The sequence below is a fragment of the Salinispora goodfellowii genome, assembly GCF_059570675.1.
In genome coordinates this window covers 48,957-66,356 of record NZ_JCANTD010000029.1, presented here as the reverse complement: position 1 = coordinate 66,356, position 17,400 = coordinate 48,957, and the positions used below count along the sequence as shown (strand labels likewise).

The window sequence follows — 17,400 nt, the reverse complement described above, 5'->3', positions numbered from 1 at the left end:
ATCCCCATCTCGTTGAACCGGTGGATGACCTGCCGGATCGTGTCCTCATCGGCTTGGACGAGACGGGCGATCGCCGGCACCGTGTTCCCACCAGCCGAAGCGAGCACGACCATCGACCGCCGCAACCGGATCGGCGAGCCGGTACCTCTACGAGTGATCCTCAGCAGCTGCTGACCCTCCTGGTCACTGAGCCGCCGAACGCGAACGAGTTCTGCCACCGCCACAGCCTGACCGCCACGACGCCGCCCGGCCGGCAGGCCAGACGGCGTGTCAACCAACACCGTGAACGTTCGTGGTCACGGCACTAGCGCGGCTTGCCCCTCGCGGGCGGTGACTGGCCCGCCGATCTCGAGGATCTGGGCGACCTTGATTCGTAGGTCCAGGTCGAGTGGTTCCTGGTACCCGGTCTCCAGAAATTCGCGGACATCATCGTCGGTTCCGGCCAGCACCGGCACTGCCGCGTTCCTCATGAACGGGCCACTCAACGCTATGAGTCGGGACAATTTGATTCGGTTGTCCTGTACCTGGGCCTGGAATTGGCCGGTGGTCAAGAACTCGTGTAGCTCTTCGTTGGTTCCAAGCAGGGCGGCCCGCGCGCTACGCGAGAGGACAGGGCCTCCGGTGTCGAGCATATCGATCACGCCGTACCGGTCAACGGCGCTTGCGGGCTCTGCCGCGACGGCCGCTGGGGCAGTGATCGTTGGAGCGACCAGCCCGACCGTGATGGCGAGGACGATCGATGCGTCGCGTAACCATCGCGTTGCTAATCGGCTCTTGTCGCTCATGGGCTACCCCGCGTTTGTGTTTGACATCGACGCGGACACACTAGACAGCTGGGCAGCCGAAGTCTACTTCGGCGCGGTGCGCACCACATGCAGTCCCCCGTTTCACCGTGGCTCGCGTCACTGAGCTGAGGTGACCTCAGCAACATATAAGGGTTGATTGGTGCGACACGGGTGAAGGCGGCGAGTCGGGCAGCCGTGGACATAGGCGTGGAGCCATCGATAGGCACGTTCTTGCGACAGATCCGCGTCTTCGAGAGGGCTCCACGTGATTGCTTATCGTGCCATGGCCGATGTCCCCAGGGAACTCGTGCAGCACCTCGGTCGGCTCCTTGCCGCCGAACGCCGGGCCCGTGGCACCCGCACCGGCACGCGGGCGTTGACCTGCTTCTACCAGGCGTTGATGGTGCTGGTCTGGTTCCGCAAGGCCGAGGACGTGGCCCTGCTCGCCGCGGGGTTCGGCGTGTCCCGGGCGACCGCGTACCGCTACCGCGACGAGGGCATCGCTGTGCTCGCGGCCCAGGCGCAGGATCTGCACACGGCTCTGCGGCGGGTGGCCGACGACGGTTGGTCCCACGTCATCCTGGACGGGAAACTCTTCGACTGTGACCGGCTCACCGAGACCACCTTGTCGGCGAAGGGAGAGGTGATCGATGCCTGGTATTCCGGCAAGCACCGCGACTTCGGCGCGAACATCCAAGCGGTCATGCGCCCCGACGGTCTACCGATCTGGACATCCGAGGCGCTACCCGGGCACCTGCACGACACCAGTTGCGCCCGTACGTTGGGCATCACCGCCGCGCTGAACTGGTCAGCGGCCGAGCTTGATCTTCCCACGCTGGCCGACTCCGGCTACGAAAGCGCAGGCCACGGCATCAAGACCCCGATCAAACAGCCCGCGAAGGGCAGCCGGCTCGCGTCCGACAACCGCGCCTACAACCGGCTGCTGCGCGGCCTGCGCTGGCAGGGCGAACGCGGCTTCGCGATCCTGATCGGACGCTGGACAACACTTCGCCACACCACTGCCAGCCCACGCCAGATCGGCGACATCGTCGCCGCAGCCCTGCACCTGACCCACGTCGAATACAAATACCTACCGCAAAGTTGCTGAGATCACCTCACTATGCAAGTGTGACTTGTCGCCGCACCGCCGAGCCTCTTGACGATCGAGGACGGGCTCTGGTGTAGATGCTGCTGAACCGGTGGCAGCGACGCCTATGGAGACACGGATTTTGAAAGGTGCGTACTGCATGCGGATGAGGGCGAAGACACTGTGGCTGGCGCTCGCGTTGAGTCTGGTCGGTGGTGGGGCGGTGAGCGGCGCAGCCATGGCTACCGAGAGTGATGCCGAAGCTGACACCATGGGGTCCTTGGTCGAGGACTATTCCTACCCTGGAGCGGCTACGATCAAGACGGAGCGCAGCATCGAGCTGATCTCCGGGGACGGGAACATCACTTTGCTGGCCGATTGCAGCAGTTCCACTCCTAAGATCAAGATCGAGACCTTCCTCCCTGGAGGCGAGGCCATGTACTGCTTTGCCGTTCGGGGTGACTCGGGATACCTCAAGCTTAATGTTCCAAACGTCTATTTCATCTGGTCTGGTGACGAGCCCCTAAACGCCAAGTACACGGTCGACGGCGTGGCCGGCTCGGTTGACCTGGACGCGAATAGGCTGAAGGAGGTCGGGGCGAGTAGCCCCGACGCCAGCGTGCTACTGGAACTGCGTGCCGGTTAGGGCCTACTACAGGATCTGTTGCTATGGCTTGGCGCGGGTCGTGCTTGGCGATCCCAGCGACATTCTGGAGTATCCCGTCGGCGGGGTCGGGGATCTGTTGCACCGATAGGTGACATCTGAGATGCTTGCCCTCGTGGCGGGCTGGAGGGATGTTGCTGTGCCCAAGCCCTACCTTCGTGAGTTCCGTGATGACGTCGTGCGGGTGGCCCATGACCGTGATCCGGGCGTGACGGTCGAGCAGATCGCCAAGGACTTCGGAGTCCACCCGATGACGTTGTTCACGTGGATGCGCCAGGCTGACGCTGACGCCGGAACCCGATCGGGTGTCAGCGGCGGCGACTCAGCCGAGCTGCGTGAGGCCCGGAAGCTGATCAAGAAGGTCGCCAGGTCAAGGTGAGCGTGGTCTGCGCCGATGTCGCAGCCACCATGACCCCTGCGGCCGCGGCTCCGGCTACTGCGGCGATGCGATTCGACATGGCCCGCAGCGCGTTGCCCGGTGCGATGAGCGCGGGCGGAAGTAGTGACGGAAGTAGCGCCCCGTAAGCCGGCCGATACAGCCCGAGACCGAGACCCATGACGAGTGCCGCGGTGAGTAGGAAGGGCAGCGGAGCCGCTGGGCCGGCAAACAGGATCGCCGTGAGGGCCACAAGCCGGATCAGATCAGAGATTATGATCATGACAGTACGGCGGCGGCGATCCGCGAGGACGCCGCCGACGAGAACAGACGCCACGCCGCCCAGGGCGACCATCGCCAGCACCAGACTGATGGCGCGGGCGGCATCGGGTCGCGGTAGCAGGAACAGTGCGATAGCGACCCCGAAGACCGCGTCACCGAAGATGTTGATCATCTGTCCCAGCCATGCCGCACGAAACTCCCTGCGCCGTAACGGCTCGAGAAGCTGCATGTGGCGCTGACCCCAACGCGTCGCCGCAGTGCTGGCCGGCCGTGCGGGCCGACACGATCGCGCGGCCGGGGGAATCCCCGGCCGCGCGACGGTCATCCTGGCTCAGCTGAGCCTGATCTCCTGCTGGGCCGTGAGCTCACCGCCCTTGATCTCGTAGGCCCACGTCACCACCCGGGACTCGTCCACGTCACCGTTCTCATCGAACGTGAGGGACTTCGAGACCCCCTCCTTGTCGTACGAGTCGACCCATGCCAGCAGATCCGCACGCGTGGTGTTGCCCTCGGCCAGGCCCTCGATCAACACGTTCGCGGCGTCGAAACCCTCGGCACCGTAGGGGCCCGGAGGCGCGCCGTACTCCGCTTCGAAGTCGGCCGCGAAGGTGCCGCCGGCCTTGTCCGGCGGCAGGCATGGGCAGGTCACGATCGCACCCTCGGCGCTGGCCCCGGCACCCTTCGGGAAGGACGGGTCGTAGATCCCGTCGAGGCCGAGGAAGGTTGTCGTGATGCCGGCCTCCCGCAGCTGCTTCACCAACGGAGCCGCCTCGTTCGTGTAGCCGCCGTAGGCGATCGCGTCCGGCTTGGCAGCCTTGATCTTCGAGATGGTGGCGGCGAAGTTGACCTGCTTCTCCTGCACCTGGTCGGTGCCGCCCGCCAACTCACCGAGCGCCTCGGTCAGCTCGTCGGTGATGCCGGCGCCGTAGGTGGTGCCGTCATTGATCACGAAGACCTTTTTGGCCTGCACGACATCCCGAAGGTAGACGGCGGCTGCGGCACCCTGGACGGCGTCGTTACCGACCACCCGGTGGAACACCTTGTTGCCGCCCGCGGTCAGCTCGATCGCGGTCGCCGACGGGCTGACCATCACCATCTCGGCCGCCTCGTAGACCGCCATCGTCGCCTTGCTCTCACCGGAGAAACCGCCACCGATGACGCCCAGGAAGGACTCGTCGCCAGCCACCCTGTTCGCGACCGGCGTGGCTTCGGTCGGGTCACCCTTGGTGTCGAACTCCTGCAGGGTCACCTCGCAGTCCGGGTTCGCCTCGTTGTGCTGCTTCACCGCAAGCTGGGCACTCTTGAGCGCCGGGATCGCCAGACCCGAGTTCGGCCCGGTGTAGGCGCCGAACATGGCGATCTTGCCGCCGCAGTCACTGCTACCGGCGGTGTCGTCCTCCTCCGCCTGACAGCCAGCCGCGGCAATGAGGGCTGCCGACAACCCAATGGCGCCGAGCGCCCGTACGTAACTACGCCTCACGGCTATGACCTCCTCCAGTTGCAGGAGCCCGAGCACACCCGAGGCAGGCGACCGCACCAGGACGGCAGCCTCCCCACCTCGACGTGAACCCGCACACCTGCTACGGCTCGTGATGGCGGAGCGTACTGGGCCGACAAAGGTCTCGGAAGCCCTCGAAGTTACGCTTGTCAAACCGTTACGGTTACAAACGCCAATATGGCCTGAACTTGCAACATCCAGCACAGTTGCCCGAGACCCACAGGCGGGCGACTCAGGCAGCAGGACCGTGTCGGCGCCGCCTCGTTTGGATCGTCGGCAAGCCACCGTTGGGTTGCCGCAACGCGGGTGGACTGTCTATCGGTGACGGTGGGGAGACGGGATGCCCGCGAAGTGCCGGCGCGGGTCACTCCGCCGGTGGTGCTGGCGTCGCGCGCCACGCAGGCGGCGCTGGACCCGGCCTGGGTGCTCAACCCCGGCGTCCTCCTGGACGCTCCGGGCGTCGGTGGTGCGGCGCCTCCGGCAGTCAGCCCCGGGAGCGGATTACGGTGGCGACCACAAACTCCGATGGTCGTGGATTACCAGCCGCGGGCTCGCCACTGGGGCAGGGCGGGCCGTTCGGCGCCGAGGGTGCTGTCCTTGCCGTGGCCTGGGTAGAACCAGGTGTTGTCGGGTAGCCGGTCGAAGAGGCGCTGCTCGACATCGTCGATGAGCTGAGCGAAGCGTTGTGGGTCCTGCTCGGTGTTGCCCACTCCGCCCGGGAAGAGGCTGTCCCCGGTGAACAGGTGTGCTCTGCCGGCCGGGTCCTGGTAGCGCAGGGCGATCGAGCCGGGGGTATGCCCGCGCAGGTGAATCACCTCCAGCGTGCAGTCGCCGACCGGCACCCGATCACCGTCGGCGAGGGGATCGACCTTGATCGGTAGCCCCGGCGCGTCCTCGGCGTGGGCCAGCGGCCGGGCCCCGGTCTCGGCCACCACCTCTTCGAGCGCCAGCCAGTGGTCCATGTGTTGGTGGGTGGTAACCACCGTGGCGAGGCCGGCGTCGCCGATCAGGTCGAGGAGTCGGGGAGCCTCGTTGGCCGCGTCCACCAGGACCTGCTCGCCGGTGGTCCGGCAGCGCAGCAGGTAGGCGTTGTTGTCCATCGGGCCCACCGACACCTTGGTGATGGTGAGCCGGTCCAGCTCGCGGGTGGCTGGCGGGCCGCCGGGGGTGACGTCTCCGGTGTAGGTCATTGGTCGGTCAGATCCATTCGGGTGGGGTCGGTAGGGGGCCGTCGGGGGCGACGGTGAGCCGGGTGCCGGGGCTGCGGCCGATCAGCCAGGCGGCGAGGTGGGGCGCGGTGCCGCTCACGGTGGGGGCGGCGGTACGGTCGCCGACCACCAGTTCGTGCTTTCTGCCATCGCAGCGCAGCACCATCGGCGGCGCGTCGGGGCGACCGGCCAGGCCGGTGGCGACCTCGCGCAGGAGCCGGTGGCCGAACGCCTCCGGCCAGTCGGCGGGCTGGTAGTCGACGGCCAGGTCCACGTGGTGCACCTCGACTTCGCGGAGCCGACCCCAGACGAGGTTCGCCGCGGACCACGGCCCGCGTCGGGTGGTGACCGTGGCGCCCCACGCCTCGGCCGGCATCGCCGCCACGGCCTCGGCGAACCGGTCCGCGCTGCGGCGCAGGTCGTCCCGGTGCGCGGTGGGTGGGCGGACGGCGCCGGCCTCGATGTCCGCGGAGCGGGCGGCGGGGCTCGCGTACATCGGGATGGGGTCCCCGGTGCGGGCGGCGGTGAGCAGGTTGACGAACCCGTCGGCGTTGCGGGCGAGGTGGGCCAAGACGTGTCCCCGGGTCCAACCGGGCAGCAGGGACGCGGTGGCCAGGCTCGTCTCGTCGAGGTCCGCCGTGGTGCGCAGGAGACGGGCGGTGGCGTCGTCCACCTCGCCGGTCAGCCGCAGTGGATCGGAGGTCACCTCCCGACCCTAGCGGTGGGCCGTCCCTTCGTCGCCGGGGAAATCGGTTTCGGGTGCCGGCGGTGCGCCCTACGGTCGGCGACAACGCGAGGCCGGGAGGTCGGAGGAGGTAGTGAATTTCATGACCATCGACCTGGCAGCCCTGGGCTGGGACGCCGACCGGGCGTCCGACGCACGACGGCGCGGCGACTATCAGCCCGGCCGGGTGGCCTGGGTGGAGCGGGGGGTGTGCACCGTCCTCGGGGCTGCCGGCCCGCTCCGCGCCACCCTCGGCGGGGCGGTGCTGGCCACGGCCGCCCGGGACCGGACGTACCTGCCGTGCGTGGGGGACTGGGTGCTGCTCGCCACCTGGCCCGACCGACACGTCACGGTCGAGGTGGTGCTGCCCCGACGTACCGCGTTGCGGGAACCGCCCGCCGGCAGGGACACCCACGGGCAGATCCTGGCGGCCAACCTGACCGCCACGGCGGTGGTCGAGCCGATGCGTCCCGAGCCGGACCTCGGACGGATCGAGTGGCTGCTCGCGCTCGCGCGGGAGTCGGGGGCCCGGCTGCTGGTGGTGCTGACCAACGCTGACCTGGTCGCCGATCCGGTCCTGGTGGTGCGGCAGGTTGCGGCGGCAGCGCCGGGGGTGCCGGTGCTGCCGGTCAGTGCGCGGCGAGGTGCGGGGCTCGATCCGCTACGCGCGGAGGTGGCGCCCGGTCGGACTCTCGGCCTGCTCGGCCCGTCCCGGTCGGGCCGGTCGAGCCGGTCGAGCCGGTCGAGTCTGGTGAACGCGTTGGCCGGCGCGGTGGCCCTACCGACGCCGGCGAGCCGGCGGGTGGACGGCACGGGCCGACCCCGCTCCGTTGGGCGGGCGTTGGTGGCGGTGCCGGGCGGTGGCGCGGTGGTGGAAACCCCGGGGGTACGGGTGGTGCCCGGCTGACCGACCTGAGCTGGGGGAATGCGCGGGCGAAGGGAAGTGTCACAGCCCAGCGCTAGGCTTGCCGAGGCACTCGTTGACGCTTGGTGACCAGGTAACAAAGGTGACCAGTTATAGAGGTGACCAGGTAACAAAGGTGACCAAGTGACGAAGTGGCCAGGTAATCACCACGCTCAACGGGCTAACCACCACGCCCGATGGGCGACACAACCGCACAGCGCAACCGCTTGGCTGTCATCCGGGTCAGACCTCCCGGGCGGGCCGTCGGGCGACAGCTGCCATCAATCCGCACCCCGGGAGTACACGCACCGTGGTTGACCGACTCATCATCCGTGGCGCGCGCGAGCACAACTTGCGTGACGTCAGTCTCGACCTGCCGCGGGACGCGCTCATCGTGTTCACCGGGCTGTCTGGTTCCGGCAAGTCGAGCCTGGCTTTTGACACGATCTTCGCCGAGGGGCAGCGGCGCTACGTCGAGTCGTTGTCGTCGTACGCGCGGCAGTTCCTCGGCCAGATGGACAAGCCGGATGTGGACTTCATCGAGGGGCTCAGCCCGGCCGTCTCCATCGACCAGAAGTCGACCTCGCGTAACCCCCGGTCGACCGTGGGCACGATCACTGAGGTCTACGACTACCTGCGCCTGCTCTTCGCCCGGATCGGCCAGCCGCACTGCCCGGTCTGCGGCGAGCGGATCTCCCGGCAGACCCCGCAGCAGATCGTTGACCGGGTCCTGGCCATGGCGGAGGGCACCCGGTTCATGGTGCTCGCGCCGGTCATCCGGGGTCGTAAGGGCGAATATGTGGACCTCTTCGCCGAGCTGCAGGCGAAGGGTTACGCCCGGGCCCGGGTGGACGGGGTGGTGCATCCGCTGACCGAGCCACCGAAGCTCAAGAAGCAGGAGAAGCACACCATCGAGGTGGTCATCGACCGGCTCACCGTGAAGCCGTCCGCCAAGCAGCGGCTGACGGACTCGGTCGAGGCGGCGCTCGGGCTCTCCAGCGGTCTGGTGCTGCTGGACTTCGTCGACCTGCCCGAGGACGACCCGGAGCGGGAGCGCCGCTACTCGGAGCAGCTGGCCTGCCCCAACGACCACCAGCTCGCGATCGAGGACCTGGAGCCCCGGGTCTTCTCCTTCAACGCCCCCTACGGCGCGTGCCCGGAGTGCACCGGCCTGGGCACGAAGAAGGAGGTCGACCCAGAGCTGGTGATCCCCGACCCGGAGCGCACCCTGCGGGAGGGGGCGATCCAGCCCTGGTCCGGCGGGCACACCCTGGAATACTTCCTGCGCCTGCTGGGGGCGCTGGGCGAGGCGGAGCACTTCGATCTCGACACGCCGTGGCGGGCGCTGCCGGCCCGGATCCAGAAGACGATCCTGCACGGCGCCGACGACCAGGTGCACGTGCGGTACCGCAACAAGTACGGCCGGGAACGCTCGTACTACACCGGCTTCGAGGGCGTGATGCAGTGGATCGAGCGCCGGCACTCGGATACCGAGTCGGAGTGGTCCCGGGAGAAGTACGAGGGCTACATGCGGGACGTGCCCTGTGCCGCCTGCGGCGGCGCCCGGCTCAAGCCGGAGGTGCTGGCGGTCACCGTCGCCGGTCGGAGTATCGCCGAGGTGTGCGGGATGTCCGTCGGGGAGTGCGCCGAGCTGCTCGCCGGTGTCGAGTTGACCGATCGGCAGCGGCTGATCGCCGAGCGGGTCCTCAAGGAGATCAACGCTCGGCTGCGGTTCCTGCTCGACGTCGGGCTGGACTACCTCTCCCTGGACCGCCCGGCCGGCACCCTCTCCGGGGGTGAGGCGCAGCGTATCCGGCTGGCCACCCAGATCGGTTCCGGCCTGGTCGGCGTCCTCTACGTGCTGGACGAGCCGTCGATCGGTCTGCACCAGCGCGACAACCACCGCCTGATCGAGACGCTGTTGCGCCTGCGCGGGCTCGGCAACACGTTGATCGTCGTCGAGCACGACGAGGACACCATCCGGACGGCGGACTGGATCGTCGATATCGGTCCGGGGGCGGGCGAACACGGCGGCCAGATCGTGCACAGCGGGTCGGTCCCGGCACTGCTGGAGAACCCGGAGTCGGTGACCGGGGCGTATCTCGCCGGCCGGAAGGAGATCCCGACGCCGGAGCGGCGCCGGCCGCAGACGCCGGGCCGGGAGCTGACGGTGCGGGGGGCCCGCGAACACAACCTCCGGAATCTGACCGTGACGTTCCCGCTCGGTCAGCTGATCGCCGTCACCGGGGTCAGCGGCTCCGGCAAGTCGACCCTGGTCAACGACATCCTGTACGCGGTGCTGGCCAACCAGATCAACGGGGCGCGGCTGGTGCCGGGCCGGCACACCCGGGTCGCCGGTCTGGAACACGTGGACAAGGTGGTCGGGGTGGACCAGTCGCCGATCGGGCGCACCCCGCGGTCCAACCCGGCCACCTACACCGGCGTCTGGGATCATGTTCGCAAGCTGTTCGCCGAGACGGTCGAGGCCAAGGTCCGGGGGTACGGGCCGGGCCGGTTCTCGTTCAATGTCAAGGGGGGCCGGTGTGAGGCATGCTCCGGCGACGGCACTCTCAAGATCGAGATGAACTTCCTGCCCGACGTCTACGTGCCGTGCGAGGTCTGCAAGGGCGCCCGGTACAACCGGGAGACCCTGGAGGTGCGTTACAAGGGCAAGACCGTCTCGGACGTGCTGGAGATGCCGATCGAGGAGGCGGCGGAGTTCTTCTCCGCCATTCCGGCCATCCACCGGCACCTTCGGACGCTGGTGGACGTGGGGCTCGGCTACGTCCGGCTGGGCCAGCCCGCGCCGACCCTCTCCGGTGGCGAGGCGCAGCGGGTCAAGCTCGCCTCGGAGCTGCAGAAGCGCTCTACCGGGCGGACGGTCTACGTGCTCGACGAGCCGACCACCGGGCTGCACTTCGAGGACATCCGGAAGCTGCTGATGGTGCTGGAGGGACTGGTCGACAAGGGCAACACGGTGATCACCATCGAGCACAACCTGGACGTGATCAAGACCGCTGACTGGATCATCGACATGGGGCCGGAGGGCGGCCACCGCGGCGGCACGGTCCTCGCCGCCGGCACCCCGGAGGAGGTCGCCGAGGTGCCCGAGAGCCACACCGGCCAGTTTGTGCGCCAGGTGCTCAAGCTCGACGGTGCGGCGAAGGGCGCGGCGCAGGCCACCTCCCGGGCGGCCAAGGCCAACGGGGCGAAGCCCCGCGCGGCCGAGGCGAAGACCCGTGCCCCTCGCAAGTCCGCCGTCAGGGCACGGTGACTGGCCGGATTCACCGGTCCGGGTCACCCGAGGGCGACCCGGACCGGTGAATGATCAGCGCGCCAAGGCGACCGGGCCGGTGACCCTCGCCGGCCGGGTAGGGTCGCACGGGTGGCCCCGGGGCGCGGACCGGGTGAACCGACGGGGCGCGTTGGTTTCGGGACCGACTGGGGCACACCACCATGGCGGCGGTTCGTTGGGCCGAGGAGATGGCGACATGAGTGACGAGCAGACGGGGACCGGTGCGGGGGTCGGCACTGGCGACGGCGTGCGGACCCGGCGGGCCGTGCTGGCCGGCGCGGGTGCGGTCGGCGCGGCGATGGCCCTGGCCGCCTGCGGCGACAGCTCCACCGGCGAAGCCGAGGCCAGCGCCGGCCCGGCGTTGAGCGAGAGCGGCGACCCGGGTGGCGGCGATCGGGAGGGAGCCCAGTCGCTGGCCCGGACCAGTGACATCCCGGTCGGGGGCGGTGTCGTCTACGCCGCGCAGGGGGTTGTCATCACCCAACCGTCAGCGGGGGAGTTCAAGGGCTTCGACCCGATCTGCCCGCACCAGAACTGTCCGGTGGGGAACGTGGACGGTGGCACGATCAACTGCACCTGTCACGGGAGTAAGTTCTCGATCGAGGACGGCTCGGTGCTGACCGGCCCGTCCACCAAGTCCCTCGCCCCGCGGGATGTCACGGTCAACGGCGACCAGATCTCGCTCGCCTGACTGGCGGCGGTCGACGTGGCCGGCCCGGTCGGGCCGACCCCGCCGGGGTTGGCGCGGCCGGAGGCTGTCGGAGTCGGCGACTAGGCTCGGAACGTGGCTGATCCCTCGTCCTACCGTCCCGTGTCCGGCACGATCCCGGAGTCACCTGGGGTCTACCGGTTCCGCGACGGGACCGGCCGGGTCATCTATGTTGGCAAGGCGCGCAACCTGCGCAACCGGCTCAACTCCTACTTCGCCGACCCGGTCAATCTGCACCAGCGCACCCGGCAGATGGTCTTCACCGCCGAATCGGTGGACTGGATCTCCGTCGCCACCGAGGTCGAGGCGCTCCAGCAGGAGTTCACCGAGATCAAGCAGTACGATCCGCGGTTCAATGTCCGCTACCGGGACGACAAGTCGTACCCGTACCTGGCGGTCACCGTTGCCGAGGAGTTCCCCCGACTCCAGGTCATGCGGGGGGCGAAGCGCAAGGGGGTGCGCTACTTCGGGCCGTACTCGCACGCCTGGGCGATCCGCGAGACGCTCGACCTGCTGCTCCGGGTCTTTCCGGCGCGCACCTGCTCGTCCGGGGTGTTCAAGCGGGCCGGTCAGGTCGGCCGTCCCTGCCTGCTGGGCTACATCGACAAGTGTTCCGCGCCCTGCGTCGGCAGCGTATCGGCCGATGAGCACCGGGCGATCGTGGACGGCTTCTGCGACTTCATGGGCGGCCGGACCGACCTCATGGTCCGCCGGTTGGAGCGGGAGATGGCCGACGCCAGCGCGGCGCTGGAGTTCGAGCGGGCCGCCCGGCTCCGCGACGACCTGGCCGCCCTGCGCCGGGCGATGGAGAAGCAGACCGTGGTCTTCGGCGACGGCACCGACGCCGACGTGGTCGCCTTCGCCGATGACCCGCTGGAGGCGGCCGTGCAGGTGTTTCACGTGCGGGACGGGCGCATCCGCGGGCAGCGCGGCTGGGTGGTCGAGAAGACCGAGGAGCTGACCATCGGTGATCTCGTCCACCACTTCTGCACCCAGGTGTACGGCGGGGAACACGGCGAGGCCGATGTCCCCCGGGAACTGCTCGTGCCCGAGCTGCCCGCCGACGTCGAGGCGCTCGCCGACTGGCTCTCCGACCACCGCGGCAGCCGGGTGACGCTGCGGGTGCCGCAGCGCGGCGACAAGCGGGCCCTGCTGGAGACGGTCGCGCGTAACGCCACCGACGCCCTGGCCCGGCACAAGCTCAAACGCGCCGGTGATCTGACCACCCGGAGCAAGGCCCTCGACGAGATCGCCGAGACGCTGGGCCTGCAGACGGCGCCGCTGCGCATCGAGTGTTACGACATCTCCCAGATCCAGGGCACCGACGTGGTGGCCAGCATGGTGGTCTTCGAGGACGGGTTGCCGCGTAAGAGCGAGTACCGGCGGTTCATCATCCGGGGCGCCACCGACGACCTCTCGGCGATGTCGGAGGTGCTGCGACGGCGGTTCGCCCGCTACCTGGACGCCCGGGCCGAGACGGGGGAGGCCGGTGTCGAGTCGGCCGGTGAGCCAGTCGCCCCGACCACGCCGGCCTCGACCGGGATGGCTTCGACCACGCCGGCCTCGACCGGGATGGCTTCGACCACGCCGGCCTCGACCGGGCCGGGCGCGCCCGACGAGCCCCGGGTCGGCACCCTGGTCGATCCGACCACCGGCCGGCCGCGCCGGTTCGCCTACCCACCACAGCTGGTGGTGGTGGACGGGGGTGCGCCGCAGGTGGCGGCGGCGGCGCAGGCCCTCGCCGAGTTGGGCGTCGATGATGTGGCGCTGTGCGGGCTGGCGAAGCGGCTGGAGGAGGTGTGGCTGCCCGACGACGACTTCCCGGCCATCCTGCCGCGCACCTCGGAGGGCCTCTACCTGCTGCAGCGGGTGCGGGACGAGGCGCACCGGTTCGCCATCACGTTCCACCGGCAGCGGCGTTCCCGGCGGATGACCGAGTCGGCGCTGGACCGGGTGTCCGGGCTGGGCGAGGTGCGGCGCAAGGCGCTGCTGCGGCACTTCGGCTCGCTGAAGCGGCTCTCCGCCGCCTCGGTGGAGGAGATCACCGAGGTCCCCGGGGTCGGCAAGCGGACCGCCGAGGCGATCCTCGCCGCGCTCGGCGATTCGACGCCGCCAGATGAACCTCGCACGTAGTACGTGTCTATCGGAGTGTTGCTGACGGAAGGGTTGGGCATGCTGAAGGTGACGTCCGCGGACGGCACGGCGATCGCGTACGAACGCCACGGAGAGCACGGCGCGGATTCGCTGATCGTGGTCGGCGGCGCCACCTGCGACCGGGCGAAGACCCGCCAGCTGGCCGAGGGGCTCGGCGCCCACCTACCGGTCGTCAACTACGACCGTCGTGGTCGCGGCGACAGCGGCGACGTCAGCCCGTACGCCGTCGAGCGGGAGGTCGAGGACATCGCCGCCCTCGTCAACGACCTCGGTACCGACGTCATCCTGTACGGGCACTCGTCCGGTGCCGCACTGGTGCTGCACGCCGCGGCCGCCGGGGTGCCGGCCCGGGCGATCGTGCTCCACGAACCGCCCTTCGGCGCGGACACCGCCGAGGACCGTCAGGAGGCCCGCGACTACGCCGAGGCCCTGACCACGCTGCTGTCGGAGGATCGACGCGACGACGCGGTGGCGCTGTTCTTCCAGACCACCGGTGTGCCGGCGGAGGCGGTGGCCGAGCTACGCCACGAGCCGTGGTGGGCCGACGTGGTGGCGCTCGCGCCGACGCTCGCCTACGACTCGGCGGTCATGGGTGACCGCAGCCGCGGTGGCACCCTGCCGGTGGAGGTCGCCGCCTGGGTTTCCGTGCCCGCGCTGGTGCTCAGCGGCGGCGAGAGCCCGGACCCGATGATCGAGGTGGCCCGCGCCGCCGCCGTGGCGCTGCCGCGGGGCACGCACCGGGTGCTGCCCGGCGAGGGACACGTACCGTCGGCGCAGACCCTCGCCCCGGTGCTGACGGAGTTCATCGTCCGGCGCTGAACCGTCGTCGACGCCGGCACGGACCTGCACACACCCGGCTACCAGGCAACCCGGTTCAGGTTGCTCTACGGGTGAATTGGTCAAAGTAGCACATGTGCTACCTGCCAGGCAACTCCGGTTGGTCAAGCCGGGTGCGGGTCGTCGGCGAGTACGGTCAGCACCTGCTCGCCGTACTTCGCCAGCTTCGCCTCGCCGACGCCACCGACCTGGGACAGGTCGGCCAGGTCGGCCGGGGCGTCGGTGGCGATCTGCCGCAGCGTGGCGTCGTGGAAGATCACGTACGCCGGCACGCCCTGCTCCTTGGCGGTGGTGGCCCGCCAGGCGCGCAGCCGCTCGAAGGCATCGGCGGCGGCCGGCGCCAGCTCGGCGACCACGGTGGCCGCGCCGCGGGGCTTCGCCGGTCGGGCCTTCCGGGCCGGTTCGCGGCGGAGCATGACGGTGCGGCGCCGGCCCAGCACCTCCGCGCTGGTGTCGGTGAGGGCGAGGGTGCCGTAGTCTCCCTCGACCGCCAGCAGCCCTTCGGCGAGCAGTTGCCGGACCACCCCCCGCCACTCCGCCTCGCTCAGCTCGGTGCCGATCCCGAAGACTGTCAGGGAGTCGTGCCGGTGCTGCTGGATTTTGTCGGTGGCGCGGCCGAGCAGGATGTCGATGCAGTGCCCGGAGCCGAAGCGTTGGTTACGTTCCCGGTCGAGCCGGTAGACCGTGGAGAGCAGCTTCTGCGCGGCGACCGTGCCGTCCCACGACTCGGGCGGCTGCAGGCAGGTGTCGCAGTTGCCGCAGGCGGTGGCGGTCTCGCCGAAGTAGTCCAGCAGCTGCACCCGGCGGCAGCGGACCGTCTCGCAGAGCGCGAGCATCGCCTCCAGATGGGCGGCGAGGTTACGCCGGTGCGCCAGGTCCCCCTCCGAGGTGTCGATCAGCCGGCGCTGCTGCACCACATCCGTCAGGCCGTAGGCGAGCCAGGCTGTCGCCGGCAGGCCGTCCCGTCCGGCGCGGCCGGTCTCCTGGTAGTAGCCCTCCACCGATTTCGGTAGGTCAAGGTGGGCGACGAACCGTACGTCCGGTTTGTCGATGCCCATCCCGAACGCGATCGTCGCGACCATGACCAGGCCGTCCTCCCGCAGGAAACGCTGCTGGTGCCGGGCGCGGGTGACCGCGTCCAGGCCGGCGTGGTAGGGCAGCGCGGCGATGCCGTTGTCGACCAGGAACTCCGCGGTCTTCTCCACGCTGGCCCGGGAGAGGCAGTAGATGATGCCGGCGTCGGCCGGGTGCTCGTCCCGGAGCAGGGCCAGCAGCTGCCGCTTCGGCTCCCGCTTCGCCGCGATGCGGTACTGGATGTTGGGCCGGTCGAAGCTGGCGACGAAGTGCCGGGCCGAGGTGAGCTGGAGCCGGGTGGCGATCTCGGCCCGGGTGGCGCTGGTCGCGGTGGCGGTCAACGCCACCCGGGGCACCCCCGGCCAGCGTTCGTGCAGCATTGACAGGGCGAGGTAGTCCGGGCGGAAGTCGTGCCCCCACTGCGACACGCAGTGCGCCTCGTCGATCGCGAAGAGGCTGATCCGCCCCTGGTCGAGCAGGTGCTGCACGCCCCGGGTGCCCAGGGCCTCCGGGGCGAGGTAGAGCAGATCCAGTTCCCCGGCGACGAAGGCCCGCTCGACGGCACGGCGGGCGTCGAGGTCCAGCGTCGAGTTGAGGAAGCCGGCCCGGACCCCGACCGCGGTCAGCGCGTCAACCTGGTCCTGCATCAGCGCGATCAACGGTGACACGACCACCGCGACGCCGTCGCGCAGCAGCGCCGGGATCTGGTAGCAGAGCGACTTGCCGCCGCCGGTGGGCATCAGCACCAGGGCGTCCCCGCCGGCCGTCACGTGCTCGATGACCTCCTGCTGGAAGCCCCGGAAGGCGTCGTAGCCGAAGACACGCCGCAGCGTTTCCAACGCGGCGGGCTGCTGGTCGGTGGGGGAGGGCATGGGGCGCAGTCTACGAGTGGCCCCTGACGCGGCGGCCCACGCCCGGCCGTGCGGGGCTGGTTGCTGGCTTACCTCGTCGGCTGGACCCCGAATGGTGGCCGCAGCTGCGTTGTGGCCGGTGGCTCGGGATTGGCGTAGGAGCCCCGCAGTGCGCCGTACCGGTCCCGGCAGACATAGCTGAGCGTGGAGTGGATCCAGACGCCGTCGTTGTCGCGGAGCACCGCCAGGCCGCAGTGTTGGCACGGCGACACCCGGGGGTAGGTCGACGCGGTCACCGGCCGTACCCGTCGTCGCCGTCGCCCCAGCGGAACCCGCCCAGGCCGGCGGCCTGGTGGAAGCCGGCATGTCCGAGGGTATCCGCGCAGACCTCCCGGTCCGGGCCGAGCTGGCCGCAGAACAGCGGCTCGACCTGATTCCAGGCGTCGGCCCGGGACAGCAGGACGGTGTTGGCCGACAGCTCCGGACGCAGCAACGTCAGCCCTTCGACGTAGGTGACCGCCCGGTCCCGGGCCGCCGGCAGATCATCGGCTTGGTAGGTAAGGTGCAGCGTCCACCGGCGGTGCGCGTCAGCGACACAGGCGGGTGGCACCACCGACCCCGAGCGCCGCTCGCGCTCGGTCGCATAGCGGGCGACCAGGGCATCGACGTACGCGGTCGAGGTGGTTGAGTCCGTCAATGCCTGCGTGACGGCGGCGCGGACCCGTTCGGAGACATCCGCCTGGTCGAGAAGCTCGGCGAGGTCCGTACGGTGCCCGGCCGCGATCCGGTCCTGCCGCGTCCACTTCGACGCCTGGTCGTGTGTCATCCGGCAACCTCCTTCGCTGGGTAAGCGGTTGGTTACCCTCAGCCTGAGCTATGCGAGCTAGAAATGCAACGTCGTAAAAATTGACGATAGACCTTGAATTCCTGCAGCGTTATGAAGAGAATCAGG

General features: G+C 69.6%; 17 protein-coding genes. 8 read left to right on the top strand and 9 right to left on the bottom strand.

The annotated features are described in order from the left end of the window. Positions 1-218 (bottom strand): helix-turn-helix domain-containing protein (locus T398_RS21660; protein ID WP_496449516.1); only part of this gene is annotated, 218 nt, incomplete at its 3' end. A 78-nt stretch (positions 219-296) separates the two neighbouring features. Then, on the bottom strand, positions 297-785 hold the full coding sequence (locus T398_RS21655) for an ALF repeat-containing protein (protein WP_496449515.1): 489 nt from the start codon (positions 783-785) through the stop codon (positions 297-299). Between the two features lie 283 nt (positions 786-1,068). Here T398_RS21655 and T398_RS21650 point away from each other — a divergent pair, with 283 nt between their 5' ends. The 3 genes from T398_RS21650 to T398_RS21640 all read left to right on the top strand — a co-directional run bounded on the left by T398_RS21650 (position 1,069) and on the right by T398_RS21640 (position 2,915). Then, entirely contained in the window at positions 1,069-1,893 is an 825-nt protein-coding gene (locus T398_RS21650; protein WP_496449513.1) for a transposase family protein, read from the top strand. A gap of 139 nt (positions 1,894-2,032) precedes the next feature. Beyond that, positions 2,033-2,518, top strand: a complete 486-nt coding sequence (locus T398_RS21645; RefSeq protein WP_496449511.1) for a hypothetical protein — start codon at positions 2,033-2,035, stop codon at positions 2,516-2,518. A 157-nt stretch (positions 2,519-2,675) separates the two neighbouring features. Beyond that, positions 2,676-2,915, top strand: a complete 240-nt coding sequence (locus tag T398_RS21640) for a transposase (RefSeq protein WP_496449510.1) — start codon at positions 2,676-2,678, stop codon at positions 2,913-2,915. Here T398_RS21640 and T398_RS21635 read toward each other — a convergent pair. The 4 genes from T398_RS21635 to T398_RS21620 form a co-directional block, all read right to left on the bottom strand. Beyond that, positions 2,890-3,423, bottom strand: coding sequence for an MFS transporter (locus T398_RS21635; RefSeq protein ID WP_496449508.1), 534 nt, complete (start codon positions 3,421-3,423; stop codon positions 2,890-2,892). The genes T398_RS21640 and T398_RS21635 overlap by 26 nt on opposite strands. A 102-nt stretch (positions 3,424-3,525) precedes the next feature. Beyond that, positions 3,526-4,674 (bottom strand): branched-chain amino acid ABC transporter substrate-binding protein, encoded by a 1,149-nt coding sequence (locus T398_RS21630; protein WP_496449506.1) that lies wholly within the window; start codon positions 4,672-4,674, stop codon positions 3,526-3,528. Positions 4,675-5,228: 554 nt separating this feature from the next. Continuing rightward, positions 5,229-5,882 (bottom strand): MBL fold metallo-hydrolase, encoded by a 654-nt coding sequence (locus tag T398_RS21625; RefSeq protein WP_496449504.1) that lies wholly within the window; start codon positions 5,880-5,882, stop codon positions 5,229-5,231. A 7-nt stretch (positions 5,883-5,889) separates the two neighbouring features. Next, the gene (locus T398_RS21620; protein ID WP_496449503.1) at positions 5,890-6,606 is read right to left on the bottom strand and encodes a maleylpyruvate isomerase family mycothiol-dependent enzyme; all 717 of its coding nucleotides are present in this window, start codon (positions 6,604-6,606) and stop codon (positions 5,890-5,892) included. Between the two features lie 112 nt (positions 6,607-6,718). Here T398_RS21620 and rsgA point away from each other — a divergent pair, with 112 nt between their 5' ends. The 5 genes from rsgA to T398_RS21595 all read left to right on the top strand — a co-directional run bounded on the left by rsgA (position 6,719) and on the right by T398_RS21595 (position 14,505). Next, positions 6,719-7,531: a GTPase RsgA gene (gene rsgA, locus T398_RS21615; RefSeq protein ID WP_496449501.1), complete on the top strand. Its 813-nt coding sequence runs from the start codon at positions 6,719-6,721 to the stop codon at positions 7,529-7,531. Positions 7,532-7,838: 307 nt separating this feature from the next. Continuing rightward, positions 7,839-10,802: an excinuclease ABC subunit UvrA gene (gene uvrA / locus T398_RS21610; protein WP_496449498.1), complete on the top strand. Its 2,964-nt coding sequence runs from the start codon at positions 7,839-7,841 to the stop codon at positions 10,800-10,802. A gap of 217 nt (positions 10,803-11,019) precedes the next feature. Next, positions 11,020-11,514 (top strand): Rieske (2Fe-2S) protein, encoded by a 495-nt coding sequence (locus T398_RS21605; protein ID WP_496449497.1) that lies wholly within the window; start codon positions 11,020-11,022, stop codon positions 11,512-11,514. 93 nt (positions 11,515-11,607) lie between these two features. Beyond that, positions 11,608-13,665 (top strand): excinuclease ABC subunit UvrC, encoded by a 2,058-nt coding sequence (uvrC, locus tag T398_RS21600; RefSeq protein ID WP_496449495.1) that lies wholly within the window; start codon positions 11,608-11,610, stop codon positions 13,663-13,665. A gap of 39 nt (positions 13,666-13,704) precedes the next feature. Next, the gene (locus T398_RS21595; protein WP_496449494.1) at positions 13,705-14,505 is read left to right on the top strand and encodes an alpha/beta fold hydrolase; all 801 of its coding nucleotides are present in this window, start codon (positions 13,705-13,707) and stop codon (positions 14,503-14,505) included. A gap of 122 nt (positions 14,506-14,627) precedes the next feature. Here the strand turns inward: T398_RS21595 and recQ are convergent, their stop codons facing one another. The 3 genes from recQ to T398_RS21580 all read right to left on the bottom strand — a co-directional run bounded on the left by recQ (position 14,628) and on the right by T398_RS21580 (position 17,274). Then, positions 14,628-16,469, bottom strand: a complete 1,842-nt coding sequence (gene recQ / locus T398_RS21590; protein ID WP_496449492.1) for a DNA helicase RecQ — start codon at positions 16,467-16,469, stop codon at positions 14,628-14,630. A gap of 68 nt (positions 16,470-16,537) precedes the next feature. Further along, a complete protein-coding gene (locus tag T398_RS21585; protein ID WP_496449490.1) occupies positions 16,538-16,744 on the bottom strand; it encodes a hypothetical protein in 207 nt (68 codons plus the stop codon). Beyond that, the gene (locus T398_RS21580) at positions 16,741-17,274 is read right to left on the bottom strand and encodes a hypothetical protein (RefSeq protein WP_496449488.1); all 534 of its coding nucleotides are present in this window, start codon (positions 17,272-17,274) and stop codon (positions 16,741-16,743) included. The genes T398_RS21585 and T398_RS21580 overlap by 4 nt, the downstream gene beginning before the upstream one ends. Between the last annotated feature and the right edge of the window lie 126 nt (positions 17,275-17,400).